General features: G+C 63.8%; 22 protein-coding genes and 5 pseudogenes. 8 read left to right on the forward strand and 19 right to left on the reverse strand.

Features of this window, described 5'->3' with window-relative positions:
* Positions 1–368 precede the first annotated feature (368 nt).
* The 5 genes and pseudogenes from DPM13_RS16130 to DPM13_RS16150 all read right to left on the reverse strand — a co-directional run bounded on the left by DPM13_RS16130 (position 369) and on the right by DPM13_RS16150 (position 3,617).
* Complete coding sequence (locus DPM13_RS16130; RefSeq protein ID WP_112888390.1) at positions 369–929, reverse strand: 5-formyltetrahydrofolate cyclo-ligase; 561 nt, start codon at positions 927–929, stop codon at positions 369–371.
* Positions 914–2,074 (reverse strand): annotated as a pseudogene (locus DPM13_RS27410) (magnesium transporter); the annotation flags it as partial. The pseudogene DPM13_RS27410 and the gene DPM13_RS16130, both read right to left, overlap by 16 nt.
* Positions 2,075–2,112: 38 nt before the next feature.
* Positions 2,113–2,277, reverse strand: a complete 165-nt coding sequence (locus DPM13_RS21365; protein ID WP_189654741.1) for a hypothetical protein — start codon at positions 2,275–2,277, stop codon at positions 2,113–2,115.
* 63 nt (positions 2,278–2,340) lie between these two features.
* The gene (gene hisN, locus DPM13_RS16145; protein ID WP_112888391.1) at positions 2,341–3,180 is read right to left on the reverse strand and encodes a histidinol-phosphatase; all 840 of its coding nucleotides are present in this window, start codon (positions 3,178–3,180) and stop codon (positions 2,341–2,343) included.
* 77 nt (positions 3,181–3,257) lie between these two features.
* Positions 3,258–3,617: a helix-turn-helix domain-containing protein gene (locus DPM13_RS16150; protein WP_028720973.1), complete on the reverse strand. Its 360-nt coding sequence runs from the start codon at positions 3,615–3,617 to the stop codon at positions 3,258–3,260.
* Positions 3,618–3,808: 191 nt separating this feature from the next.
* On the opposite strand from DPM13_RS16150, the pseudogene DPM13_RS16155 reads away from it, so the two are divergent.
* From DPM13_RS16155 to DPM13_RS16170, 4 genes and pseudogenes are all read left to right on the forward strand, one after another.
* Positions 3,809–4,755: pseudogene (locus DPM13_RS16155) on the forward strand (NADPH:quinone oxidoreductase family protein).
* 122 nt (positions 4,756–4,877) lie between these two features.
* A complete protein-coding gene (locus DPM13_RS16160) occupies positions 4,878–5,648 on the forward strand; it encodes a Bax inhibitor-1/YccA family protein (protein ID WP_028720975.1) in 771 nt (256 codons plus the stop codon).
* 459 nt (positions 5,649–6,107) lie between these two features.
* Positions 6,108–6,380, forward strand: coding sequence for a hypothetical protein (locus DPM13_RS16165; protein ID WP_112888392.1), 273 nt, complete (start codon positions 6,108–6,110; stop codon positions 6,378–6,380).
* On the forward strand, positions 6,377–7,078 hold the full coding sequence (locus tag DPM13_RS16170; protein ID WP_112888393.1) for a Hint domain-containing protein: 702 nt from the start codon (positions 6,377–6,379) through the stop codon (positions 7,076–7,078). Before DPM13_RS16165 ends, DPM13_RS16170 begins: the two co-directional genes overlap by 4 nt.
* Here the strand turns inward: DPM13_RS16170 and grxD are convergent.
* From grxD to DPM13_RS21370, 8 genes and pseudogenes are all read right to left on the reverse strand, one after another.
* A complete protein-coding gene (gene grxD / locus DPM13_RS16175) occupies positions 7,018–7,395 on the reverse strand; it encodes a Grx4 family monothiol glutaredoxin (protein WP_112888394.1) in 378 nt (125 codons plus the stop codon). The genes DPM13_RS16170 and grxD overlap by 61 nt on opposite strands.
* Before the next feature lie 79 nt (positions 7,396–7,474).
* Positions 7,475–7,717 carry a BolA/IbaG family iron-sulfur metabolism protein gene (locus DPM13_RS16180; protein ID WP_080622308.1) on the reverse strand — a complete coding sequence of 81 codons (243 nt, stop codon included), beginning with the start codon at positions 7,715–7,717 and terminating at the stop codon, positions 7,475–7,477.
* 89 nt (positions 7,718–7,806) lie between these two features.
* Positions 7,807–8,472: an adenosylcobinamide amidohydrolase gene (locus tag DPM13_RS16185; RefSeq protein WP_112888395.1), complete on the reverse strand. Its 666-nt coding sequence runs from the start codon at positions 8,470–8,472 to the stop codon at positions 7,807–7,809.
* The gene (locus DPM13_RS26250) at positions 8,469–8,711 is read right to left on the reverse strand and encodes a substrate-binding domain-containing protein (RefSeq protein ID WP_317616334.1); all 243 of its coding nucleotides are present in this window, start codon (positions 8,709–8,711) and stop codon (positions 8,469–8,471) included. The genes DPM13_RS16185 and DPM13_RS26250 overlap by 4 nt, the downstream gene beginning before the upstream one ends.
* A complete protein-coding gene (locus tag DPM13_RS16190) occupies positions 8,683–9,282 on the reverse strand; it encodes a substrate-binding domain-containing protein (RefSeq protein WP_317616335.1) in 600 nt (199 codons plus the stop codon). The genes DPM13_RS26250 and DPM13_RS16190 overlap by 29 nt, the downstream gene beginning before the upstream one ends.
* A gap of 374 nt (positions 9,283–9,656) precedes the next feature.
* A complete protein-coding gene (locus DPM13_RS16195) occupies positions 9,657–9,893 on the reverse strand; it encodes a pyocin activator PrtN family protein (protein ID WP_112888396.1) in 237 nt (78 codons plus the stop codon).
* Positions 9,890–10,432 (reverse strand): hypothetical protein, encoded by a 543-nt coding sequence (locus DPM13_RS20065; protein WP_145963439.1) that lies wholly within the window; start codon positions 10,430–10,432, stop codon positions 9,890–9,892. Before DPM13_RS20065 ends, DPM13_RS16195 begins: the two co-directional genes overlap by 4 nt.
* A 372-nt stretch (positions 10,433–10,804) precedes the next feature.
* Positions 10,805–10,945 (reverse strand): annotated as a pseudogene (locus tag DPM13_RS21370) (NAD(P)/FAD-dependent oxidoreductase); the annotation flags it as partial.
* A gap of 1,103 nt (positions 10,946–12,048) precedes the next feature.
* Between DPM13_RS21370 and DPM13_RS24050 the strand changes: the two are divergent.
* Complete coding sequence (locus tag DPM13_RS24050) at positions 12,049–12,786, forward strand: ABC transporter permease (protein WP_223252106.1); 738 nt, start codon at positions 12,049–12,051, stop codon at positions 12,784–12,786.
* Positions 12,787–15,460: 2,674 nt separating this feature from the next.
* Here DPM13_RS24050 and DPM13_RS20070 read toward each other — a convergent pair.
* Positions 15,461–15,739, reverse strand: a complete 279-nt coding sequence (locus tag DPM13_RS20070; protein WP_145963440.1) for a hypothetical protein — start codon at positions 15,737–15,739, stop codon at positions 15,461–15,463.
* 510 nt (positions 15,740–16,249) lie between these two features.
* Between DPM13_RS20070 and DPM13_RS27415 the strand changes: the two are divergent.
* Positions 16,250–16,440: pseudogene (locus DPM13_RS27415) on the forward strand (hypothetical protein); the annotation flags it as partial.
* A gap of 927 nt (positions 16,441–17,367) precedes the next feature.
* Here the strand turns inward: DPM13_RS27415 and DPM13_RS16235 are convergent.
* The 3 genes and pseudogenes from DPM13_RS16235 to DPM13_RS16245 all read right to left on the reverse strand — a co-directional run.
* Positions 17,368–18,692, reverse strand: a pseudogene (locus DPM13_RS16235) (IS5 family transposase); the annotation flags it as partial.
* Positions 18,693–18,835: 143 nt separating this feature from the next.
* Entirely contained in the window at positions 18,836–20,182 is a 1,347-nt protein-coding gene (locus DPM13_RS16240; protein ID WP_080620799.1) for an IS5 family transposase, read from the reverse strand.
* Between the two features lie 411 nt (positions 20,183–20,593).
* Positions 20,594–20,923: a DUF5131 family protein gene (locus DPM13_RS16245; protein WP_223252107.1), complete on the reverse strand. Its 330-nt coding sequence runs from the start codon at positions 20,921–20,923 to the stop codon at positions 20,594–20,596.
* 63 nt (positions 20,924–20,986) lie between these two features.
* Here DPM13_RS16245 and DPM13_RS16250 point away from each other — a divergent pair, with 63 nt between their 5' ends.
* Positions 20,987–21,235 carry a hypothetical protein gene (locus DPM13_RS16250; RefSeq protein ID WP_145963441.1) on the forward strand — a complete coding sequence of 83 codons (249 nt, stop codon included), beginning with the start codon at positions 20,987–20,989 and terminating at the stop codon, positions 21,233–21,235.
* Positions 21,236–21,492: 257 nt separating this feature from the next.
* Positions 21,493–21,648 carry a hypothetical protein gene (locus tag DPM13_RS21375; protein WP_189654742.1) on the forward strand — a complete coding sequence of 52 codons (156 nt, stop codon included), beginning with the start codon at positions 21,493–21,495 and terminating at the stop codon, positions 21,646–21,648.
* A 410-nt stretch (positions 21,649–22,058) separates the two neighbouring features.
* Here DPM13_RS21375 and DPM13_RS21380 read toward each other — a convergent pair whose 3' ends face one another.
* Both DPM13_RS21380 and DPM13_RS26255 read right to left on the reverse strand, forming a co-directional pair.
* Entirely contained in the window at positions 22,059–22,214 is a 156-nt protein-coding gene (locus DPM13_RS21380; RefSeq protein ID WP_189654743.1) for a hypothetical protein, read from the reverse strand.
* A gap of 1,633 nt (positions 22,215–23,847) precedes the next feature.
* Positions 23,848–24,255, reverse strand: a complete 408-nt coding sequence (locus DPM13_RS26255) for a TetR/AcrR family transcriptional regulator (RefSeq protein ID WP_317616336.1) — start codon at positions 24,253–24,255, stop codon at positions 23,848–23,850.
* Positions 24,256–24,715 lie beyond the last annotated feature (460 nt).

Raw genomic sequence — 24,715 nt, forward strand, 5'->3', positions numbered from 1 at the left:
GTCCGCCCGGATGCACGGCGCAGACCCGGCGACGCCATGCGTCGTCCAGGACCGCAGCGCGCGGGCAAGGCTGTTGATGTCTGTCTGTCTGCCGCCGCTGCCCGGACCGTGCGTGGCACAAGATCTGGTGGCTGGGCGATCATGACGCACAAACTGACGCGCGTCGCGAGTCGATTCAACGTGAAAATTTTTACATGAATGTCAGCTTGAGGTTGACAGTCGCCCCGGCGCGACAGGCCGCAGATTCGTCGTCCCCCCGGGTTAATTTCATCCACCTGTGCGGCCCTTGGGCAAAACCCAAGCGATCCGGCGGTTGGTCACAGCTTATCCACCGCCTTGCCCACAGGTCGGGTTGCGGCTTTGTTCGCCTAGCCCCGCGCCAAAGGTTTTTTCGCCGGAACCAGAATCCGGCGGTCCGTGACGACCAGATCCAGCGGCTGGTCGGTCGGTTCGGCGGGAATCGGGGGCACCTCTTGCGTGTCATAGGCGAATCCCACGGCCAGCACCTCCCCGTCCCGGCGCAGCACCTCGAGCGTGCGGTCATAGAAGCCGCCGCCATAGCCCAGCCGGTTGCCGACCAGGTCAAAGCCGGCCAAGGGCACGATCAGCACCTGGGGAACCAGAACCGGCGCGTCCTCGGGCGGATGGCTGGTGCCGAAAGTCCCGCCCTCGAGCCGGCCGTCGTGGCGGCGAAAGACCAGCGGCCGGGCCGGGCCCGTCACCACGGGCAGGCAGACCGGCCCCGCATGCGCGTCCATCGCGGGACGCGGATCGGCCTCGCCCCGCATGGGCCAGTAGCCGGCCAGGACCTTGCCCGCATGGGGTTCCAGGACCTCGCGCAGGTTCCTCGTCAGGGCCGCGTCGTCGCCCCCCTGGGCGCGCGCGGCCAGCGCCCGCAGGCGCAATTTGGATTTCAGATCAGCATCCATGTCGCCAGCCCCAGGAAAGCAAAGAATCCCATCATGTCGGTCATCGTGGTGACGAAGGTGCCCGAGGCCAGTGCCGGATCCAGCCCCAGCCGGCTAAGTCCCAGCGGCACCAGCACGCCCCCCGTGGCGGCGACGATCTGGTTGGCGATCATCGCCATGCCCAGCACGACCCCGATCATCGGCGCGCCCAGGATGAAGGTGCCGGCCAGGAACAGGATCACCGCCAGTCCCAGCCCGTTCAGCAGCCCCGCCGCCAGTTCGCGCAGGATGACGCGCCGTGCATTGCCGCTGGTCAGTTCCCGCGTGGCCAGCGCCCGGACCGCGACCGCCAGCGACTGGGTGCCCGCAATGCCGCCCGTCGAGGCGACGATGGGCATCAGCGCGGCCAGGATCACGAGCTGCGCCACCGTCGCCTCGAACCGCGAGATGACCAGCGCGGACAGCGAGGCGGTGAACAGGTTGATGACCAGCCAGGGCAGGCGCTGCCGCGCCGTCTGAAGCGGCCCGTCCGAGACATGGCTTTCGTCCGAGACGCGGGCCATGCGCAGGAAGTCCTCCTCAGCTCCTCGGCCCGAGCCGCGGTGCCCGACCGCGTTCTGCGCGCCATGTCCGCTCAGGTCATCGACCACCGCAGTCCCGAATTCGGAGAACTGGGCCTGAACGCGCTGAAAGCCGTCAAGCCATCGTCCTGCCGGGCCGAGATGGTGCGGAAGCTGTCCTCGGTGATGTCGCGCAGGGGGATGTGGCGGCGCGAGGCCAAGAGCTTGCCCAGCGTTACATAGCCCGTCGGATGGCGGCGCGGATCGACCAGGACGACGTGATAGAACTGATCGGGCAGCCAGTCCTCCTGCCGCAGGAAGTCGATGGTCTCGCCCACCGTCCAGTGTTCGGGTGCCGTCACGACCTCGGACTGCATCAGGCGGCCGGCCGAGTATTCGGGATAGGTCAGCGACTGTTCGACGGCCGCCCGGTCGCTGTCGTCCAGCGCCGCCAGGATGGCCTGCTGCTCGGGCGCCTCCATGTCCTCGATCAGGTCGACGACATCGTCGCTGTCCATCTCGCGCACGGCTTCGGCCAGCACGGCGCGGGGCAGCTGCTCGATCACCTCCACGGGTCGACTCGTCGATCTCGGTCAGGATGTTGCCATAGGCGTCGTAGGTGTAGCGACCGACCAGCCGCGTGGTCAGTGTTGGTCGGGTTGCCGGTCGGCCACGTGCTCGGTCCAGAAGCCATCCAGAAGCGGGCCGTCGCCCTCGTCGATGGCCCGCTCGATGGCGTTCAGGTCGTGCCGGCTCAGCTGGAAGTCGTCTTCCGTTGCGTCGGCTTCGGCATCGCGATGCTCGGTCATGGCGGGCTCACTTTGGGCGGGCGGTTCGTGTTGGCGGCACCATAGGGGGGATGGGGCCGCGCCTCAATCGTCCGCCGGGCCGAGAAGCGCCAGCGCCTGGGCGTGAAGCGCGGGCGACCCGGCGGCCAGGATCCGGCCGCCGCCATGGGCAGGGCGGCCCTGCCAGTCGGTCACGACCCCGCCCGCCGCCTGGACGACGGCGATCGGGGCGGCCACGTCATAGGCCTGCAGGCCCGCCTCGATCACCAGATCGACATGGCCCGCGGCAAGCAGGGCGTAGGCATAGCAGTCAAGGCCATAGCGGGTCAGCCGCACCCGGTCGGCGACGCGGCGGAAGGCGGCATGTTCGGCAGGGCTGCCCACCTCGGGGTAGGTGGTCATCAGCGTGGCCTGGGCCAAGTCGACCCCCTGGCGGGCGGCCAGCGCGCGGGTGCCCGCGCGATCCGACAGGCTGGCGCGGCCGAACCCGCCCTCGAACCGCTCGCCAAGGTGGGGCTGGTCCACGATGCCATAGATCGGGCCGTCGGCCGCGGTCACGCCGATCAGGACGCCCCAGCTGGGCGCCCCGGCCATGAAGGCGCGGGTCCCGTCGATCGGGTCCAGCACCCAGGTCAGGCCGCTTGTGCCGGGCTGTGCGCCGAATTCCTCGCCCAGGATGGCGTCGTCGGGGCGGGCCTCGGCCAGGATCGCGCGCATGGCGCGTTCGCTGGCACGATCCGCCTCGGTGACGGGGTCAAAGCCCTTCTGGGCTTTGTTGTCGGGATGCAGGTCAGGGCTGCGGAACAGCCGCAGCGTCTCGACCCTCGCCGCGTCGGCCAGCCGGTGCGCCGTCGCGACGATCCCAGCGGCCGTGTCCGGGGAAATGCCGGCACTCGTGCCGGCCGGCCTTTGGACTTCGTGCATGGACACCCCGCGGCTGTGACAGGGATCACAGATAGCGCGCCTTTCCCCCAAGCGAAAGCCCAGGCGCCCCGGTCGGGTCAGGCGGCGTCCGACAGCACCCGCGCCAGTTCAAAGATCTGGCGGCGCTGCGCCTCGGGCATGGCGTAATAGGCGCGGACCAGCTGCAGCGCCTCTTTGTCGCCCAGGATGTCGCCTTCCACTGTGGCCTGAACCTGCCCGTCCTCGAGCCCCTCGAAGAAGAAGCTGACCGGAACCTCGACCGCCTGCGCGATGTCCCACAGGCGCGATGCCGAAACCCGGTTCATGCCGGTTTCGTACTTCTGGATCTGCTGGAACTTGATGCCGACCTTTTCGGCCAGCTGCTGCTGGGTCATTCCGATCATCCAGCGACGATGGCGGATCCGCTTGCCCACGTGGACATCGACGTTATGCTTCATGGTAACACCTCACTCACTCAATCTGAACGTGCACTATAGCACCGTGCCGCAATTTTCGAGCGCGAACTGGATCACCTGACCAAAAAGACAATCCCTTTGACGCTCTGCCCGGCTTTGCGGTTACTTGCGCAAACCCGGTGGCAGCTTCGGGGAATATGGCAGGGGGAAATATGGCTGGATACTGGAAAGTGATGGGGTTGTCCGAAAAGGCAACTTCGCCCGCGATGGGCGAGTGGCCCGCCCGTGCGCCGGGACCGGACGAGGTGGCGGTCAGACTGCGCGCGGCGGCGCTGAACTTTGCCGACCTGCTGATGCTGGACGGGCGCTATCAGGACACCCCGCCGCGCCCCTTCATCCCCGGCCTCGAAGGCGCGGGCGAGGTGATCGAGGCCGGGCCCGAGGCGGGGCTCGCGCCCGGCACGCGGGTCGCCGTCTACAGCCAGGGCACCATGGCCGAGGCGAATGTCTTTCCCGCCGCGCATTGCGTGCCGATCCCCGACACGATGGGCTGGGCCGAGGCGGCGGGTTTCCTGATCGCTTACGGCACCAGCCACCTGGCGCTGTCCCATCGCGCCGGCCTGCGCGCGGGCGATGCGCTGGCCGTGCTGGGGGCCGCCGGCGGGGTCGGGCTGACGGCGGTCGAGATCGGCGCCGCGCTGGGGGCGCGGGTGATCGCCGTGGCCCGGGGGGCGGCGCGGCTGAAACGGCCCGCGCGGCCGGCGCGGCCGAGACCATCGACAGCGAGACCTGCCCCGACCTGCGCGCGGCGCTGCGGGCACTGGGCGGGGTCGATGTGGTCTATGACCCCGTCGGCGATGCGCTGGGTGAGGCGGCGTTCGGCGCGCTGCGCCCCGGCGGACGCTTCCTGCTGATCGGCTTTGCCGGGGGCAAGCCGCCCCGGCTGCCGCTGAACCATGCGCTGGTCAAGAACATCGCCATCCACGGGCTGTACTGGGGCGCCTATCGCACGCTCGATCCCGGTGCCATGCGGGACAGCCTGACCGCGCTGATGGCGCTTTACCAGGCGGGCCGGCTGCACCCCCATGTCGGCGCCACCCTGCCGCTGGAGCGCCTGCCCGAGGCCTATGCGCTGCTGGAAAGCCGCAGCACCTCGGGCAAGATCGTCGTGACGATCTGACTTTTGCGTCACCGGCCGGGCGGCGGGGCGGTGGCGCATTGAAAATCCTGCGAACTCTGCCAATATCCTGCGTGATGGTGGGCCGGCATGGCCGCACCGCGATTTTCGACCGGGGAGAACCGATGCAAGACTACAACACGATCCGCACGGCCGGGACCGCGACGCGCTCGGCCGCCGTGGACGAAGGGCTTCGCGCCTATATGAACAAGGTCTATGGCCTGATGGCCGTGGGCATGCTTGTTACCGCCGGCGCCGCCTGGGGCATGGCCGGACTGGCGTTGTCGGACGTGCAGACGCCCTATGCGCTGGGTAACGGCCAGTACCTGACCGAGTTCGGCAAGACCCTGTACCTGTCGCCTTTCAAGTGGCTGGTGATGTTCGCGCCGCTGCTGATGGTCTTTGCCTTCGGCGCCGCGCTGAACCGGCTTTCGGTGCAGGGCGCGACCACGCTGTTCTATGCCTTCGCCGCCGTCATGGGCGTGTCGATCAGCTGGATCTTTGCCGCCTACACCTCGGTGTCGATCGTGCAGACCTTCCTGGTGACGGCCATCGCCTTTGCCGGCCTGTCGCTTTACGGCTACACGACCAAGCGCGACCTGTCGGGCATGGGCACCTTCCTGATGATGGGCCTGATCGGGCTGATCGTCGCCTCGATCGTGAACATCTTCCTGAAGTCCAGCGCCATGCAGTTCGCCATCTCGGTGATCGGCGTGCTGATCTTTGCGGGGCTGACCGCGTTTGACACGCAGAACATCAAGAACACCTATCTGCGCCTGGCGAACTCGGACCGGGACTTTTTGGGCAAGGCCGCGATCATGGGCGCGCTGCAGCTGTATCTGGACTTCCTGAACCTGTTCATGTTCCTGCTGCAGTTCATGGGCAACCGCGAATAAGCGGGCGTTCCATCCACGAGATTCGCGACAAGGCCGGGCATCTGCCCGGCCTTGTCCATTTGTTCTGCCATGGTTCCTGCGCAGGGATCCCGGCGCTCTGACCCTTTGGCTTCGCCGGCCTGTCGCCTGACGATTTTCCAGACATGACGCACAAAAGCACGCGGAATGATTATCCATGAAATCCAATGCGATGATGCAGGTAATATTGGTTAACTCTTTCATTTAAAAAGATTCCGTACTGACAAGTTCAGCAATTCTTCTTGCCAGGCAATTAAAGCAAATTAGACATGATGGCGCCGGTGCATTCCGCGCCGGTGCCGTCTCGATGCAGTCCGCCAACTTCCTCCGGTCCATTCTGACCGGATAACGCCCTTGGGCGAACGGGAATGTCTGTCTTGATTGTCGATGCGGTGAACCGATCACGCCATGCATTGGGCGTGTCTGATAGCGAGTACTTGAATGACTTCCCAGAACAAGCACAACGGCAGCAACGACCACGGCGGCCATGGGCATGACCATGGCCACGACCACCACCATGGCCACGGGCACGACCACCACCATGGCGGGCACGGACATGGTCACGGGCACGACCACCACCATGGCAGGCACGGACATGGGCACGGGCACGACCACCACGGCGGCACGGCCAGGGCCATGGGCACGGACATGGCGGACATCATGGCGGTGGACATGGCGGCGGCTGCGTTCCCTGCTTTGCCGGCGGCACCATGATCCTGACCGAGGCGGGCGAGATGCCTGTCGAACGCCTGGTTCCCGGCACCCGCGTCATGACCCGCGATAACGGGCTTCAGGAACTGCGCTGGACCGGATCGCGCGTCGTCGATGCCGCGATGCTGGACCAGAACCCGAACCTGCGCCCGATCCGCATTGCGGCCGGGGCGCTGGGGAACGGCCTGCCCAGGCGCGAGCTGATCGTGTCGCCCCAGCACCGTGTGCTGGTGCGCTCCCGGATCGCGCAAAAGATGTTCGGGGCGGCCGAGGTTCTGGTCGCCGCCAAGCAGCTGCTGCAGATCGACGGCATCGACGTTGCGACCGACCTCGAGTCGGTCGAGTACTTCCACATCCTGTTCGACCGGCACGAGATCGTCCTGTCGGAGGGCGCGGAAACCGAGTCGCTTTACACCGGCCCCGAGGCGCTGAAGGCCGTGGGCCCCGCCGCCTGCGAGGAGATCTTTGCGATCTTCCCCGAACTGCGCGACATGCCCGAGGATCACGCCCCCCAGGGCGCGCGCCTGCTGGCCTCGGGGCGTCAGGGCCGCAAGCTGGCGATCCGCTCTACGGCAAACTATGGGGCATCCGGCCTGTGGAATGCGGCATCGTCTACGGACGCCGAGCCGGGACCGCCCTTTCATTGGGACCTGCCGTTTGGAAGCCGCTCTCGGATCTTGTTCGCGGCGTCCTTGTCATAGGCGACGCCGGCCTTGTCGAACAGCTGGTCCAGCTCGCCCGACAGGGTCATCTCGGTCACGATGTCGCAGCCGCCCACGAACTCGCCCTTGACGTAAAGCTGAGGGATCGTCGGCCATTCCGAAAAATCCTTGATTCCCTGGCGGATGTCGGCATCCTTCAGCACGTCCACGTCGCGATAGTCCACGTTCATGTAGTTCAGAACACCGGCCACGCGGCTGGAAAACCCGCATTGCGGCATTTCCTTGCTGCCCTTCATGAACAGCACCACGTCGGCGCCGTCGATGGTGGCCTGGATCTTTTGACGAACATCCGTCATCTGGTTTTCCTTTCGTTTCCTTCGCCGGCAGGCGGGCAGGTCGATCCGGCCCGGCCCGGCGGGCCTGTCTGCGGGCCGGTTATTCGGGGGCCTTTGTGGTCAGGGCCAATGCGTGCAGTTCGCCGGTGGGGCCGTCCATCTTGCCCTGAAGCGCGGCATAGACGGCGCGCTGCTGCTGAACCCGGTTCATGCCGCGAAAGCTTTCGTCGATGACCTCGGCGGCATAGTGGTTGCCGTCGCCGGCGAGGTCCGTGATCGTGATCTGGGCCTTGGGAAAAGCTGCGCGGATCAGCGCTTCGATGTCCTGGGCTTCCATCGCCATGAAGGGGTCCTTTCTGGGTTTCACCCACATGTAAGGAAACCCCCCGCGCCACGCAAGATCGCGGCAGAGGCCCATGTGCCGGGCCGGGGTCATCGCCGGCCCGCCAGCGGCGGCGGCGCCTGCATCCAGGCCCGGACGCCCGCGGCCACCGCGTCGTGGCAGGCCCGGCCAAGCGCCTCGCCCAGGGCCGTATGCAGTCCGGCATGGGGCAGGGGCGTCCCATCCAGGCGCACGGCCAGGGCGATGCAGTCGGTGCCGGTCCCGGTGGCCTGCCCGGTGGAAAGCACGGGTCCCAGCGCGATCATCGCCGCCGTGCGGGCCTGGGCCGCGATGGTCATGGCCTCGACCAGCGCGGGCAGGTCCAGCGCGGCACCGATCCTGACCGCCATGTTGATCGTCCCCCAGCCCGCCGGGTCCGGCTCGCGCCGCCGCCCCACGCGTTCGGCGTTCGACAGGCCGACGGTCGCCAGCGCCTCGACCTCGATGCCGCCGATCCGCGCCACGGCGTGATGATGCCGCCTGACATCGCGCGAGGTCAGCATCGCGACCGACCCCGACTCGTCCCGCGACGCCAGTTCGGCGGCAAGCCAGGGCGCCACGTCCAGGTCCGGCGTCAGGTCCGCGTCGCGCACCTCGCGCCACAGGATGCGCTGCGCCGAAACCAGACCGGGACGGTGGACGGCCCAGCTCAGCACCCGGTGCGGCGCGCCCAGGTCGACGCCAAGCCAAGGCCTGTCGCAGGCGATCCGCATCACGGCGCGATCATCCGCTGGCGGGCAGAGGCAAGGGCGCGCAGCGCCTCTGCCACGGCGGGGGTGCCGCACAGCCAGGCCCGGTCGGGAATCTCCAGCCTCCGTGCGCCCAGGTCGCGCAGGGCAGGGTGGACCAGCACCTCCTCGGACCGTGAGGCGCCGGGATAGCGCGGACCCAGCACCAAGAGGTCGGGCCGGCCCGCCACCAGCTGTTCAAGCGCAAGGGTGCCGCCGCTCTGCATGCCCAGCTCTCCGGCCAGGTTGCGAAAGCCCGCGGCGTCCAGGATGCGGCCCGCCAGGCTGTCCGGGCCCGTGGTATAGCCGTTCGCCTGATAGATGGCCGCCAGGGGCCTGGGCCCGCGCGGATGCAGGAAAGGCGCGATGTCCCGGTCGAAGGCGCGGACGCGCGCCTGGGCCTCGGGGGCGCGGCCCAGCAGCGTGCCCGTGCGGTAGAGCGCGTCCCGGATCCCTCCAGGTCCTCGGCCGGGTCGAACAGGGCGACGGAGACGCCCAGCCGTGCAGCAGCCGCACGGTTGCGGCGTCGCCCAGGCTGCTGGCCAGCACCAGGTCGGGCCGCAGGGCCAGCACCTCCTCGGCCCGGCCCCGGTTGGACGGGATCGCCGCCGCCCGGCTTGCCATGGCCGAGAGCGCCGGGTCGCGCGCGAGTTCCGAAACCGACACGAGCTGTCCCGGCGCAGCCACGGCCAGCGCCAGTTGGTCGGTGCAGAGGTTGATCGACACCACCCGCCGGGGCGCCGCCCCCGCGGGCATCGCCAGCGCGACCAGCATGGTGAACAGAACCCAAAGCCGCAAATCCGTCCCTCCTGCGGCCACGGCTTAGCGCGGCCCCGCCCCTTGCGCCACCGCGATCCGCAGCGGCGCAGCTCGGGCGGGCAGAGCGTGTTCCTCTCGGCTCGGGTTGTCGGGAACAGCTGAACAGGCATTCGGCCTTGTTTCACGCCCCGCGCGCGCCATCTGGGAAAGAAAGCTTCGGCGCAATGTGCATTCCGAGGTCGAAACCCGGCGCAACGAACCGTAAAAGGGCCCGTGAACCGGCACGCCTGCGCGCCCGATGCATTGAAATACAGACGATGAACAACGAACAATCCTACAGACTGTCCGTCGCGCCGATGATGGACTGGACCGACCGGAACTGCCGCGACCTGCACCGGTTGGCGGAGCTTTGCCTATAGTCTTTCAGAAATGTTCCTATCGGAACAAACTTTCATAATGAGGCAACCGCGGTTCAGCGGACCCAGCACGGAGATTTCCGCATGACTGACGAAATCAACAGCCGCCGCGCCTTTCTGGCTGCTTTCCATGCGGACCAACGGCAGGGCGATTTCTCCGCTTGCGCCCTTGCGCAGGAACATCGGCAGGGCGAGGGCGCAACGAAGTCGGTACACTTGGTCGGCGCCGATCATGGCTCGGCCAGCGTACTGCGGCCATCAAGACGCATTGTCTTGATGCCGTCCTCACCGATCAGCGCTCGCATCAAGGCCCCGAGCGTCGGGCCCAACGAGGCAGAATGTTCGAGGTAATCCCCACACGCTCCGGTGGTGCCGTATCGCCTCTTACGAAGCCTTCCCCAAGACTGAATGGCGCAGCGAGCAGCCCACCCCGGCAGCAACAGGCACTCCGCGGGCGCGACACCCAGAGCCGTCAAACATCGATCGCAGGATACCGATACGATCATCATCCAGCCGTTGAAGCGCTCGGCATTTCCGTTCGCCAGCACCTGAGCCCCGATATCGACGGTCAGGTCCTGCGCAGCCGGAGCGGCGGGGGGCGTTCCGGTAAAAGCGCCGCTTACGAACGGTTCACCGTTGACGGATAGCGCGGCTTGCGCATTCGCAAAGTCAATGACCGCTGCGATGAGATAGGGCGTATCGAGATTGGTGTTGGAACAACACCTTAGCCCTCGCCAGGTCCGACAAAAGATTTGATCGGGTCTTGATCTCATTCCCCATTCAATCCCCCTCCCTCTGTCTGTGCGGCGCGGCGGGCTGCGTCGGAAACAGCCCCCCTGCGAACCGCCCTCTTCGAGATAGGGATGAATTGATATCGCCACCCGGTCGGATGGCGGTCAAAGTAATCCGTCCTATTTGCCGCCGATAGTATCCGGTAGCCCTCCGGCATTCTCTTTCCTGTTGCCCATCCCGCTTTCGCGTATTCTCTGATCGGCTCCGTCTCTTTTGCCGACTGGAGCCCGTATGCGCGGAGGCCGAATCCTTTGGGGGCAGATCGCCGTAGTCTTCACCATCGTAGTCTTCACCATCGTTCTGGTGATCTGCAAGAAATACAACATAGTCGGACAGAGCTCATCGGATAGCAGGGCCATGATGTCCTCGGCCTTGTGATGCTTCCATTCATAGAAGGCCGCACAGGCGCCATCGACGTCGAAGCTGGGATAGTCGGTTTCCGCGATCAGTTCCTTGACGTAATCGCCTTGGTACTTGATCGCATATTTCACGTCGGGCGAGGACACCGGGAATTTCAGCCTCGATCTTTTAGCGCCTTCTGATCATGGCAATGACAACGACCTTCATTCCTCAATTCCACATAGTCAGATTTGAGCATATCCCGCTCTGCGTCGCCAGCATCGATAGGCCTCGTCGCGTTCTGTGACAAGCTCGTGCCATTCGCCGCGACTCTTGTCGAAATAGTCGGCATGATCCTTTGATCTGGTTGGCCTGACAGCGGCTGCTTGCACGCCTCTACTAGCGGGCGTTGCGCTCTTCGTCCAGGGCGGCATCCCGCTCGGGTTCGGCTTTGATGGCCGCGATCTTTCGGCACGCTTCCGCGAGTGTTCCGCAATGTTGGGCCTGGGCCTGGGCGGCGCGCTCCAGGTCGGCGCGGGCTGCGGCGAGGTCGGCATACCGGACCCAATCCCCTGATCGTCAGGCTCCATATAACCACCACCCCTTCGGACAGGTGCTTGTCGACCAAACTAAACGTTCGTCCAGCACCGGAACACCTTCGAAGGTGGCGCGGGGGCGGATACCATTCTCGGCGGGATCGTGGATCTCGGCCTATTGGGCGGTACGTTGACCTTGGCAGGTGAAAACACTGCCACTTACCGACAGTCCGATCAGGCGGTGCGTGGATCTGAATGACGATGACCGCCGGTTGCTGACTGGCGGGCGGGGGTGCGGCGTTGAGGGGGGCGGCGGTGGGAGTCAGGGTTGCTCATTCGCGCCCCAGCCCGGCTGCTGTCCCGCGTGAGTTGCTGGCCGCCTTCTCCATTCTCCGCGATCGGCCGCGCCCAAGATACCTGCGCGGCGGGCGGGGCTCAGGCTGACAAAGCCGGATAGAACCGTCTTAACCGCTTCGAGCACCATTGACCGTGATTGCATCGGATCGAACACTGCATCATTGGCGAAGCGGCCCATGCATGAAAGCCTTGGCCGCCGCCCCACCAGCGCCGTGTTCTCGTGGGCGCGGCGGGCGGGGGCGGGAGGGCGTGACCCGGTCCGGAGGATTTCGACGCCCGATCGCGCCGCAAGCGACCGACGCTGCAGGTCCAAAAGACGAATCACCGGCAGCTTGAACCGCGGTCACATCGAGCTACCACAGAAGATGACACATCGCCACTCCAGTCACAACCCCACCTGCCCCTCGGCCGCTGCCGCGATCTGTGAGAGTATAGCTGATGTGACCTTCCCCATTAAAGTCATGGTCATAACAACCGATGCGCTGTCTGATGTTGGCTTGCGTCAAATCCAGCGCGTGGCCGTGTTCGGCGTCGATGCTGCGCGTCTCGCCCGAGGCGACCATGGTGCGGCGCGGTCCAGCCGCTCGATAGGTGCCAGAGATCAGCGCACCGGCGTTTGTTCAGAAAGCGGTGTCGGCCGTTCGCGTTCCACCTCAGGTGACCACGGCCAGAACAGATCACGCGGGCTCTCCACGACCATGCATGAACAGGCGTTCGCGGCCGGCGTCCTGCAACATTTCACCCGCGGGCTTCCGCGCCTGCTGGTGACGGCGGTGATCGAGTTCTGGCGTTCCTCGCCGGTGCTCATCACGCTGTTTGTGATGTATTATTCGCTTCCCAGCTTTGGCATCAACCTGTCGGGGATCACGGTCGCCGCCAGGTGGCGCTGTGGTGCGGCGGGCAATATCGCGCAGGTCGGGCAGCATGGCGATGGCCCGCGCGGCTGCGTCTCGTTCGGATGCGGCCGAAGACGTCGAATGGGCGACACGCGGGGCGGTCGCCCGCCGACCGCAATGTGGCCACGCTCCCAACCTTCTGCCGGGTGCGCACAGTGGCGCACGCGATCAAGCGATGGTCTGCGCGGGCCTCCCATGGGCCTTTAGTAATTCTGACCCGCAGTTCTTCCAGCACATCCCACGCAGTCTCCGGCATCTGCTGCACGATGCCGCTGGGGTCGTCTGCCACGGGGTGCGGGTCGGTGGGGTCGGGCGTGGTCGGCCTCCGGGGGGCGGGGGGTGGGGGGGGTGCCAGTTCTTTCCGACGTTCATTCGATACAGTGCAGACCGATAATTTACTCCGGCCTTCTCACATGCCTCGGAAAGGGTGATGAATTCCCCATGAAACGCCACAAGCCTACCATTACGTCTGTTAGAGGGCGATGGAGCTCGGCCGCCAACGGCAATTTTCTCGGACAGTAGCGGTCATTCACGAGCAGAGACAGAAGTAAGCAATAGTTTACCCCCCATACTAGCAGAACAGCTGTCAAAGCGTTGCATCCCAAGACTGACAAACCGTGAGGCAGACCAGCCATACTGGGTCGAATCAATGTTGTTTGTCAGATGGGTTCTGCATCAGACCATGCAGTCCAAGAAGCGGTCGATTGAGCGTCTCGCTGGCGTATGCTTGGAGGAAATCGACTTGCATTCTTGGTGCGGTGAGTGAGCGGTCAGGACATAAACCCCCTGCCAGAACCATTGCGCCCAAAACGGTCGTTTTTGGTAGATGTATTAAGATACCTTCTTGGAAGGCCCTAGGCAGGCCACCCTCCTTCGCCCGGATTTTGCCGGAGGGGCTCTAGCAAACGCTAGAGTCAGAAGTGCAGACCTAATACTTTCCATCCACGTCGCTTTGACTCGTTGAAGGGGCTGAATCGTCATGTCAGATTCTCCCGCCAGCAACAGACAGACCACGGCACCACCGCCCTCGGGTGAGCAGCATCGAGACAATGGCCGCCGACGCAATCGTCAGTGGTGCGTTAGTAGCAGGTCAGACATCGCTGAAGCCTCCCGTGCTGGAGCATGGCGTCTGCACCCTCAGATGCGCACGCGCCGCTCCGGTTGCTTCCATCATCTTCTGGCAGCAGATCGCAGGACCACGCATCGTGGCCAAGGGCGGCAAACGCCCTGCGCATCACGCCGCTCGTCTCGCATCCGATGAGGACATGCAGAACCGCTCCGCCGTCGTGGGGTTTCTGCGAGGGGGTCATAGACCACCACCAGTCTGGACTTGATCCAGTTCCGAGCGCGCCACCTCATTCAGGGCGGACAGCTTTGCCCCCGGGAATACGCACAACCACGCTGTCGCGCCGTCAAGACGGGAACGCACAATGAATTCTACCTGCCTCGGCATCCCAAAGATAGCTGCGTCCCTCATTTTTGTGTCGCTGTTTACTCGACAGGCAACAGATGCCCAGTGAGCTCTTTTGCCTCACCGCCTCCATAACAGTGCTGCAGATAGCAGCGGGCATTCACCGGCGTTCCAGCACGTACCAGCATTTTCCTGCAGGCGCTCATTTCGCGCCTACAGCCATCGCTGGACGCCCACCACCCGACACGCCCGCGTGGCGTCGTCGGTGTCGGAGCCGTCCCACATGACGATGCCGTCGAGGTAGTGGTGGCAGGTGTGGAGGGAGCCGTCGGGCATCTGCACCGTGCGGTGGCGCGGCTGAGAGGGCGGGGTGGTGACGGGATGATGGGGGTTTTCTGGGGTTGTCCTTTTGGGGTATGGTTTAGATCTGGTTGCGCCGAACACGGGCCGATTTCTTGGTTGTCGTGTTTCTGCTGCCGGGCTTCCGGCCTGTCGTCGTCAACCACCGGCCCGATGCGTCACGTTCGCAGGCCCAATCGTTTGATTTAGCGTCATTAACAGGCTGCTGAAATAGTCGTGTCTCGACGCCGTGTGCAGAGGACATGATGCTCAAGTCCTGGGTGTCGGATGGGGTGATCTCCATCGCGTTGGCAGCACCGCCACGAGCCTCAACCCGGCCGTTGCGATATGCGGCCAGGTGTGGGCATCATGCTGGCCACCTCGTCATGCCAATGGCGCCGTGCCCGGTCGCCATAGGTCATGCCGTCGCCGCCAGCGCCGTGGTCTTGACCAGCTCGAACGAGCGCTCCATCAGCGGCGGGATCATGCGGCGGCATTCAATGCCCGGCTGCCAGCGTCCAGGATCCCACGTCCTGATAGCCGATCTTGGTGCCTTCGGACCAGTAGGCGCCGTGCGGGCTGGGGGCCATGCGCCATTTCGGCGTGCCGTCCGCGTTCTGATCCAGCGTTCGGGTGCCTTCCTTGACCGTGCAGGCGACGGTGGCGGGCCATGGGGTTCTGGGCCAAAGCCGTGCGATTGTGCGCGATGCTGCAGAGCTGCGCAGCCTCGCCTTGGCTACCAATTGCTGTTTCCGACCCTGACCGACACGCTTTCGGCGCTATGGCGCTCGATCGGGGACGGGACGCTGCTGGCACGGATCGCGGCCTCTCTCAAGGTGCTGCTGATCGGCTATGGCGTGGGTGTGGGGGCGGGCGTCACGATCATCGCGATCCTCCCGGCTGCAGTTGCTTTCCGAACACTCTTTGGCCGCAACGACCTCGGGATCGTCAGCAATGGCACGGTGATCTCGGAAATGCTGGCCCACTGGCCTGCATCCGCCGGCGTTTTGCACGCCACGAGAAGGCTTTCACAGCATAAGCCGTCGGCGCGTTGGACTGGACCTCGACAGATCGGAATTCCTGAGCGACCTCGGCGACGTATTAGTCGTCGTCGAATTCCCCAGGAGCACGTCAGCGTTGAAGCCAGGATGCGACGGCCTTGGTCAGCGCATCGGCCACACCTCTGGGGGCATCGCTGTCGGGCTGTTTTCCGATGATTTCAGAACAGCCTAGACGCAGGACAAACGTATTGGCGCGGTCACGGTACCAGACTGTCACGGGGATGATGATGAAGTCGGCATGTACGATCGGCGCGCCACAGTCATAGCCCCAGCCGGTCCCGACAGGCCGACAAGATCGGATCGCCCGCTGACCTGATAGGGTGCGCGAAGCTCCAAAACCGCCGCGCATGCTTGCCTTCTTGTGTGGCTGGGGTCGGTTTTCTCGACGCTGCGCAACAGTTCCATGTAGTAGACTGCGGCCACCCTGCGGTTCGTCGGTCCAGTGGCAGGCCAGAACGCCTGCGGCCATCTGCTGCAACTTCCACGCCGCTCGCCCGCCACATGCGGTCAGACGCCCGACAGGCAGCGCGCGGGCTTCGGCATAAAGCTGATCGGCAAGTACTCTGCGCGTTCATCTCGCGGTCCTCTTGCGGGTCGGTTCCCCGTGTCCGATTGCTGCAGCTTTCCGGTCGAGCTGTTGTCCTTGGGGTCTGATAAACCGCGGCACCGATCATTCCGCCGCACGATTGATGGCCGGGGGCCAACCGCGGTGCCTTGCCATGGACGAGGTCGGGTACTTTCACGAATATCTCGACCCTGGGATCCGGCTGCAGGGCGCCGCCGATGATCGGGCAGGTGTTCCAGACGTTGCCGCCGAAATCTTCGTTGGCGATGTTCCACCGCCCTTCCCGAGACATGGCCGGAACGGGACGAGCATTTCGGCGCGCGGCCAATGCATTCGGTCGACATTGCCTAGCTCGAGCCGAAGGGTGCTCAACCCCGTTCCGGTTGTCTTTGCATGTCGGCGACGTAGGGCACACCCTTGTCGTCGGCCCTACGGGCGCGGGAAAGAGCGTGTTGCTTGCCCTCATGGTTGCAGTTCGGCGCTATGCGGCCAGGACCAAACAGGCAGGGAAGGTATGATGGCGCGATTCGCCCGCCGGCGCCGCGCGGGCAGGCTGGCGCATTTTGCGGCGCATCGGCGTAATTCCTGATGCACAACAATCTTGATCTTCAGGAAACTTTGCGGCGACGGCAGTCTCAAAGTTTTCGGTAAAAGCGTGGGATGGATTTTAGCATTTTTGCTGTGAATAGTCGGCTTGACGGCCGATTTGTTTTTCAGTAGGTGTTTTAATTGCAGATGCTATTTTGTAGTTTTGGAAATGACGCGTTCGTTGTCCTTTATTTTCAGGGTTTCTTCCTCTGTCTCTTCGGAGTCTTGGTTTGGTTCTTATTTATATGATCTATTGTGGCTGGTTCGGCCATTCTCCATATTTCATGGCCCACACCACACGGTGTGCCAGGAAGCGCTTATCAAAAATAGAGCCTGACAAGTAACCGTCAGAACGATTGATTATAAGAGCGGGCTTCCCGGCGAACTGAACGTTCCAAGCCGAAGCTACAGCCTCTGAAGAAAACATGAAGTATGGTCGTTCCAGCCAAGTTAGTTCTCCGGTTTCGAAATTGCAGGACAGTATAAATTTCAGGTCTAGCGCTCTCATTGCTTGGCTTTTATTATTAAAATGCTGCGCATGCTGAACCCGTATCGCGCGGCAGGCTTCGGGGCGGTGGATGATTTGCCGCACCGCCATTCTTGGACACGGCACGTTCATAGTTCACCAGCAGCACCGGCGCAGTGGCTTGCGAACGAATCCAGAAGGCGACGCTTCGGGCCAGCAGAGACGCGGCCGGTCCAGCAGACAAGGGCGTTTCGTTCAGCACGAATTCGATCGGCGCGGTGGTGGTCAGGCGCAGTTCTTCGGGGCCGAGTTCGTAGCGGACGTGGTTCGTCATTAATCCGGTCTGACCAACCTTCCAGGCGGCGATTGTGACGCTGATGCCGGGATTTTCCTGTCCAAGGATCGCGGCGACCCGCTGAAGCAACACGGACAAAAGCGCCCTGAGATGGGCGAGGATCTTTCGGATATTGTGGCCGCAGGCGCAGAGGACAGAAAAGACCGCGTCAGCCGATACGGCCCTTCGATGGCTGCCGCGCCGTTTCAGGAGCCGTGCCAGTAATGGCCGCGTCGCCTGAGGAGCTTTGCCAGGAGCGGGGTGATGCCGCGTCTTGTGCCGCTGATCAGGACCTTGGTGGTCTCCACGCCATGGCCGCGATAGCCGCGATCGACGACGGCGAGATCCGGCACCTGCTCGGTCAGGATGGCAACCTGCTCCAGTGCAGGCGCCAATGTATGGCCGTCGTAGGGGTTGTCAGGGAAGCTGCGGGCGCCGACGACAAAGCCTCCGTCGAGGGTAGTAGCAAGGCTGACCTTGGTGCCGAACTCATAGCGGATGCGCGCCTTGCCCTTGGAGATGCAGTCGACCTCGGGCTCGTGCAGGGCGTAGATCTTGTTCTTGCTCTTCGGTGTCTGTTCGAGCAGGCGACCGACCAGCCAGAGCGCCTCCAGCACCCGTCCGCGCAGCGCGCCTTCGGGGATGTCCTGCAGGTGGCGGCGCAGGTCCCGGCGCACGCGGCCAACATAGCCCTTGAGTTGGCGCAGGGCCTTGCGCATGCGCTTGAACTGCCGGGCATGGGCATACCGCCCCACCTGGGCGGCCAGCCGCGGGGCAAGGCGCGCGTAGTTCTGGCGCAGATCGACCCCCGCTTCCTTCGCCAAGCCGACCAACAGCGCGCGGGCGCGCTCGTAAAGCCGCGCATCCGTGGGATGGGCGATGGTCTTTTCCATCACGGTCGTATCCACAGCCACCCGCTTCAGGCTCTTGTCGGTGACCGCGCCAGAAGCTCGGCCTGCCTCGATCGTCTTGGTCAGCAGCCACTCCACTCCTTCCTCCCCGATCCGCTTGCGCCAGCGCACCAGCGACGAGGGATCGATCGGGGGACGGTGCTGGAAGAACGTCTCGCCGGTGAAGTGCTGGTAATACGGGTTCTCGACCCACCGGGCGACGACTGCCTCGTCAGAGAGCTTGAAGGCGTGCTGGAGATACATGAGCCCCGCCACCAGGCGTGGAGATGTCGCTGGCCGTCCCTGGCGAGACGGAAAGAAGCTCGCCCACTCCCGTTCAAAGAAATCCCAGTCGATCAGTGCCGCAAGCTTCACCAACTCATGGCGGGCGTCGATCATGTCGACCAGTCTCGGGCGGAGCAGGTCATCCTGTTCAGGGGCGCGGGAATGGGGCTTCATCGGCGACCGGAAATTGCAGGGTTTCTGGCAAAAGCATACGAAACCCTGCAATTCAAAGCCAACAAAACCGCATCTTCAGCACACAAAATCAACGCGCTAAGGGTTGTTCAGGCCGGACCAAGTAGTCGGTTCTGAACAACTCCTCAGGCGGCCACTGCATGGCGGTGAAGGGTCCTTTCGCCCCGGATGATCGCCGTGATCAGGTGAAGCAATAGAGTCCAAAGAGCCCTGAGATGGGCGAGGATCTTGCGGATATTGTGCCCGCAGGCGCAGAGGACGGCGAAGACCGCGTCGCCGATGCGGCCTTTCAGCGGGCATCTGGCCAGGCGACCATCGCTCTTCATGTGCCCGATCTCAGGCTCGATGGCACTTCGTCGCCTGAGGAGCTTTGCCAGGAGCGGGGTGATGCCGCGTCTTGTGCCGCTGATCAGGACCTTGGTGGTCTCCACGCCATGGCCGCGATAGCCGCGATCGACGACGGCGAGATCCGGCACCTGCTCGGTCAGGATGGCAACCTGCTCCAGTGCAGGCGCCAATGTATGGCCGTCGTAGGGGTTGTCAGGGAAGCTGCGGGCGCCGACGACAAAGCCTCCGTCGAGGGTAGTAGCAAGGCTGACCTTGGTGCCGAACTCATAGCGGATGCGCGCCTTGCCCTTGGAGATGCAGTCGACCTCGGGCTCGTGCAGGGCGTAGATCTTGTTCTTGCTCTTCGGTGTCTGTTCGAGCAGGCGACCGACCAGCCAGAGCGCCTCCAGCACCCGTCCGCGCAGCGCGCCTTCGGGGATGTCCTGCAGGTGGCGGCGCAGGTCCCGGCGCACGCGGCCAACATAGCCCTTGAGTTGGCGCAGGGCCTTGCGCATGCGCTTGAACTGCCGGGCATGGGCATACCGCCCCACCTGGGCGGCCAGCCGCGGGGCAAGGCGCGCGTAGTTCTGGCGCAGATCGACCCCCGCTTCCTTCGCCAAGCCGACCAACAGCGCGCGGGCGCGCTCGTAAAGCCGCGCATCCGTGGGATGGGCGATGGTCTTTTCCATCACGGTCGTATCCACAGCCACCCGCTTCAGGCTCTTGTCGGTGACCGCGCCAGAAGCTCGGCCTGCCTCGATCGTCTTGGTCAGCAGCCACTCCACTCCTTCCTCCCCGATCCGCTTGCGCCAGCGCACCAGCGACGAGGGATCGATCGGGGGACGGTGCTGGAAGAACGTCTCGCCGGTGAAGTGCTGGTAATACGGGTTCTCGACCCACCGGGCGACGACTGCCTCGTCAGAGAGCTTGAAGGCGTGCTGGAGATACATGAGCCCCGCCACCAGGCGTGGAGATGTCGCTGGCCGTCCCTGGCGAGACGGAAAGAAGCTCGCCCACTCCCGTTCAAAGAAATCCCAGTCGATCAGTGCCGCAAGCTTCACCAACTCATGGCGGGCGTCGATCATGTCGACCAGTCTCGGGCGGAGCAGGTCATCCTGTTCAGGGGCGCGGGAATGGGGCTTCATCGGCGACCGGAAATTGCAGGGTTTCTGGCAAAAGCATACGAAACCCTGCAATTCAAAGCCAACAAAACCGTCATTCCCACCCGCGTTCGCGGCGCTTTTCAGGCCGGACGTGGCCACCCGAAACGGCTCCTCTGGTGGCGACCGGCACGGGCAGGCTATCGGCCAGCTCCTTCTGGAAATAGGCAAGGAAGCCTGCGGCGGTGCAGGATGCCGTTCCGATGTCCTCGTTCCGGCGCCGATGACGCCGATGCGTTCGATCTTCATGGTCTGTCCTCTCAGCCTCAATGGGCGGCTCAGCCGCCATCGACAGGGATCGCCGTCCCGGTGATTTCCAAGGCGACCGGGGTGCCGGTGTCGGCCTCGCTGCCCATGCCCTGCTGGCACTGATGGCGCCGGCGCGATCGTTGCCGGTCAGGCTGGAGCGGGCACGGCGATCGGATAAAGCCGCTCGAAGTCGAACGGGACCGGCAGCATGTTCCCGATGTTCCCGGGCCGCTTGGTCAGTAGCATCCAGTCGAGGTTCGGTGTCGCCTCGATCAGTCGCCACAGATCCTCCCGCCATTCCGGCTGGATCGAGGCGTGGTTGTCGAACACGTCCGCAGAGGCAGGGCTGCAAGGGCAAGGGGAAAGCGGATCATCGATGGAACTCCAGCTCATCGGGGATGGTGCAGGCTCGGCTTCGTCGCCGCAGGTGAGATGAAGATACACGCGTTTGCCTGCGATGCAATAGGAATAACGCAATAGCGTGCTTTTTCTTCCCGCCCCCGACGCCGTGCTAGGCACGTGCAGAAGGAGGAAAGCCCCATGGCGCTGCCGCGCATCGCCGCATCTTTTGCGGAGGGGATTCCAATGGCCGACTATCCCGTGGCGGAATACAGCAAGCGGGAAATCAAGGACGCTGGCGCAGCGTTGCGCGAACGGATGCCCTACACCGAAGAAGCCGTCAGAACGTTCAGGGTCGCCCACAATTGGCGCATGGCCCATGCCTTGCCGATGATTAGGGAAAAGCCTTGCCGCCAGCGGTCGTGGCGCACGGCGCAAGGCAGGCTATAGCCGGTCAGCGGGTGAAAGCGCCCCGCCCGCAGCCCGATCACGGGCAGATCCGGGTCACGGTTTGGCGGGCATAGGCGCTGTTGTTGACCTGTCGATGAAGTGCGGCGCGCCGAGGCTTAGTATCGGGCGCGTGCCGATCGGTCGCCCTTGAGCATCGACTGCTCGACCTCGTCGGGCGAGGGTTCGGAGCCACTGGCAAGGTCCACTCTGTCCCGGCTTGCCGGACCCACGAACGCGGCCAGAACGGAGAAGATCCAGTGAACCGGCGGCAACTAAGCCTGTCCCTGAGCATGCAGTTCGCGCTCGTGATGCTGAGCTTTGTGCTGATCGTGGCAACGATCAGTGGCTTCGGCTATTTCGCCGTCCGCACCCTGACATCGGCACAGGACCGCCCCAGATGCCACCTGGCATGACGCCCAATCCAGATGATCGTCCGCGCCGAACTGACGCGTTCGATGCCGTCATCCAGCAGCCAGAACTGCCAAGCAAGACGGCAGCGCATGAGCGCGGCAGAGCGCGAACAAGAATTTCTGGCAACTCTTGGTAAGCAAGACGAGGAATCGAACCGCGTGACCATCGAATCACATAGCGAGACGATCGGGGAAAGAGTGCAGCGTGACCTTGCCGCGATGCGCCCGCTCCCTGCGGCTCCCTTCGATGCCTGCGATCAGGAGACGGGCCGCGTCTCGTCGCAATCACGCGCGATAAGGCGAACGTCACAGGTATATCCAGGGCTATATCCCCAGCGCAGGGAATAGTTCGTCCTTGACCACTCCCCACCCCGCAAAAAGCCCGCCGAGCGATAACTGGCGTTCAGAGTGAGCTATTCAGATCCGCAGCGCTGGATCGTCACGGCAGTGCCGGGACCGCGCAGGCTGGCAAGACCGGGCGCGGCATAGCTGACCAGCGCCCGCCCCGCGACCTGCGTTTTCGCGATGGGGGCAAGGGCCGGAATGTTGCAGAGGTCCATCAGATGCAAGGCGGCCTCGGCAACGACACCGAGGCAAGCCGCGACAAGGAAAAGCTCGATCGCAGCCGCTGATCCGTCAGGCTGACGCAGACAGGCCGTCCATGACGCACGAAGATCTCTTCGACGAGCGGCGGGGCAAGCCCCACCGCGAGCTCGTACATGAAGAAGCCCCCGGGCCATCAGGCCGGGGGCTCCCCGTGGGGCCGTGCGCATTACCCCACGGGGGATAAGCCGATTATGCGGGTGTGAGGTTCCAATCCGAGCTCTGGCCCCGCCAAGGTTCCACCCGCACAGGCGGGGCCCTGCCGTAAGGCAGATCACAGCTATGACACGGCTACGATGAACCGTCTATGAAATGTTAAGGAGGTCCGCCCCTGCGCCGGAGACGACAACTCGAGACGCAGGGGCGATGTGCACCGAGAGAGATTGGGGTCTGGAACGGCGCACCTGGTTCAACGTGCAGGTGCACGACACGTTCCACGAAAAGCCCCCGCGCCTTGGGGAGCGCGAGAGCGAAGGCACTGATGACTCGGCTATTAACTCGTATGAACGGCGCAATTCATAGGTTGCGGATCATAAAGAAGCCCTGCCGGTCGGGCATGATGGGGTTAGGGAGCTTACGCCTGTAGGGTCCAGGCAACCCCAAGCGAACCCCAGCCTCGCTCACAGCTGCCGAGGAGGTCTTGTAGTCAAGACAAATGGATGTGCGACCAGCGAACGCCGGATCTCCCGTGCCAGCACGTTCCGCGACCTCTCGCACCGCGCCGTGGCGAGCGCGAGGGCGAAGGCCGGCTATGACTGTTCGCCGCAATCATAGGTTGCGGATAAACAAAAGTCAACCTGCCGGTCGGGCATGAAGAAGCCCCGCCGGAGCGGGGCTGGGGTTAGGGAGCTTCGCTTAGGTAGGCCCCAAGCGTATTCCCATTGCTATCTCTGACACGCCAAAGGCGTTTGCAAGTTGCTTGGTCGTGTCGAGCCCGGCGTTCCCGGCGTTCATTTGCTCGACCACTTTACTCATCCAAGACCAAGGTGACTGGCGTACACTGGGCGTACGGGGTGGGCACTGGTTGTGTGCCTTGGAAATGGGAAGCATCGGCGTGCCGTGTCTTTGGTGTTATCCGCATGAACCAGCCCACTCGTAGGATAAGCGACCTACATTTGCCGCTTCTGAGGCCGCGTGTTCAGGTCAAGACCAAAGAAGCTGTCCAGAAGCCTCAGCCACAGCTACAGCCTCACATGCCACACAATTTATCTGCCGTATTTTCCTAATTTTAAGGAGCGTTACATTTGATCAAATCCTCGAACTCATCGTTCCGACGCTGAGTGGCAAACGGCCATGGGTGGCGGCGATTCGATTTAGTAAACGACATCCCCACTGACGACGGAACGCAGCCTCAAGGTGTCGAAGTCACTTGGGCGAAGGCAGCATAATGACTGGCCGTTCTGACTCCAGCGCAACTCATCGCCGTGAGCTGCGGAACCGCAAATGTCGACATCGGCTCCGCAGGAAATTTCTGCCACCCTCGATGATCTCCGTCACGATCGCTAGGTCGTTCCAGACCTGCGTCGCGGGTACGGCCTTCACGAGCTGTTTCGGGTGTTCGTTAAGATGCTACAAGAGGTCCGATGTGATATTTGATAGTCACGCCTTGAGAAACCATGACTGGAGGCATGCAAAGCTTTTTCTGCTGCGAAACGATAACGCGTTTCTGACCAATCCCCGGCACGAGCCGTTGCGCTTCACGTTCCTGCTCGCGCCGAACTTTTCGATGATAAGCCCGAGTTCGGCAATCGAGCCGAAAGTACGATTCCCCGTTCCCTTGGCGAACAGCCCCTCCTTTGATTCGAAGTGATAGTTGACGGCGGCCAGCCGCAGCCCGGCCCGGTCGGTGATGTCGCGCACCGAGACGCCGAAATAGCCGTGGTCGGCGAACAGCGCCTCGGCCGCATCCAGCAGCAGGACGCGTCGGCCATGACCAGCGAAACAGAGGTGGTCCGGGATTTTCGACCAGCGTCTGCGCAGCTTCAGCAACGCGGGCTGCGGTTTCATTTGGTCAGACGGTTCTCAGGGTCTGGTTGGGGTATGCATCCACGGCACCTCGCTACCCTCCTCCCTTGTCGGCCGTTTGAGTTATTTGATATGCCGGCGTTGCTCATGGGCGGTCCTTGCGGGCGCTCTCCTCGAAACTCTCGCGGCGTGCATTAACCCTGACCCAGTCAACTTCGACAGACCTACGTTCGTCCATGAACTAAGCAATTCAAAACGCTAAAACTTTAAACAGAACGCGCGGGTTGCCGCGCCCAATCAGTGAGGCAACCATGAGCAAGCGACTTTACGCACGGTCGCCTTTACGAGGCACGGTCGGTTCGTCCTTTTGGGACGAGGACTATTTCACCGCGCGCCAGGTGCGTGAACAGCTTGACGGAATCAGCTGTGACCGAATGACGCGGGCGCGATTAACGACGGGGCGCATTAACTCGGGCTGAGTGTGGTGGCAGGCGCCTTTAGT

This window comes from Paracoccus mutanolyticus (genome assembly GCF_003285265.1).
GTDB lineage: Bacteria > Pseudomonadota > Alphaproteobacteria > Rhodobacterales > Rhodobacteraceae > Paracoccus > Paracoccus yeei.

Coding starts and splice junctions, on each gene's coding strand:
- DPM13_RS16250 (WP_145963441.1), top strand. CDS start 20,987: ATGGCGCTGCCGCGCATCGCCGCATCTTTTGCGGAGGGGATTCCAATG.
- DPM13_RS24050 (WP_223252106.1), top strand. CDS start 12,049: ATGACACATCGCCACTCCAGTCACAACCCCACCTGCCCCTCGGCCGCT.
- DPM13_RS16130 (WP_112888390.1), bottom strand. CDS start 929: ATGGATGCTGATCTGAAATCCAAATTGCGCCTGCGGGCGCTGGCCGCG.
- DPM13_RS16160 (WP_028720975.1), top strand. CDS start 4,878: ATGCAAGACTACAACACGATCCGCACGGCCGGGACCGCGACGCGCTCG.
- DPM13_RS26255 (WP_317616336.1), bottom strand. CDS start 24,255: ATGAAACCGCAGCCCGCGTTGCTGAAGCTGCGCAGACGCTGGTCGAAA.
- grxD (WP_112888394.1), bottom strand. CDS start 7,395: ATGACGGATGTTCGTCAAAAGATCCAGGCCACCATCGACGGCGCCGAC.
- DPM13_RS16170 (WP_112888393.1), top strand. CDS start 6,377: ATGATCCTGACCGAGGCGGGCGAGATGCCTGTCGAACGCCTGGTTCCC.
- DPM13_RS16240 (WP_080620799.1), bottom strand. CDS start 20,182: ATGAAGCCCCATTCCCGCGCCCCTGAACAGGATGACCTGCTCCGCCCG.
- DPM13_RS16195 (WP_112888396.1), bottom strand. CDS start 9,893: ATGATCGGCGCCGACCAAGTGTACCGACTTCGTTGCGCCCTCGCCCTG.
- DPM13_RS16150 (WP_028720973.1), bottom strand. CDS start 3,617: ATGAAGCATAACGTCGATGTCCACGTGGGCAAGCGGATCCGCCATCGT.
- DPM13_RS21365 (WP_189654741.1), bottom strand. CDS start 2,277: ATGACCGAGCATCGCGATGCCGAAGCCGACGCAACGGAAGACGACTTC.
- hisN (WP_112888391.1), bottom strand. CDS start 3,180: ATGCACGAAGTCCAAAGGCCGGCCGGCACGAGTGCCGGCATTTCCCCG.
- DPM13_RS16180 (WP_080622308.1), bottom strand. CDS start 7,717: ATGGCGATGGAAGCCCAGGACATCGAAGCGCTGATCCGCGCAGCTTTT.
- DPM13_RS26250 (WP_317616334.1), bottom strand. CDS start 8,711: ATGCAGAGCGGCGGCACCCTTGCGCTTGAACAGCTGGTGGCGGGCCGG.
- DPM13_RS20065 (WP_145963439.1), bottom strand. CDS start 10,432: ATGAGATCAAGACCCGATCAAATCTTTTGTCGGACCTGGCGAGGGCTA.
- DPM13_RS16165 (WP_112888392.1), top strand. CDS start 6,108: ATGACTTCCCAGAACAAGCACAACGGCAGCAACGACCACGGCGGCCAT.
- DPM13_RS20070 (WP_145963440.1), bottom strand. CDS start 15,739: ATGCGCGGCGGTTTTGGAGCTTCGCGCACCCTATCAGGTCAGCGGGCG.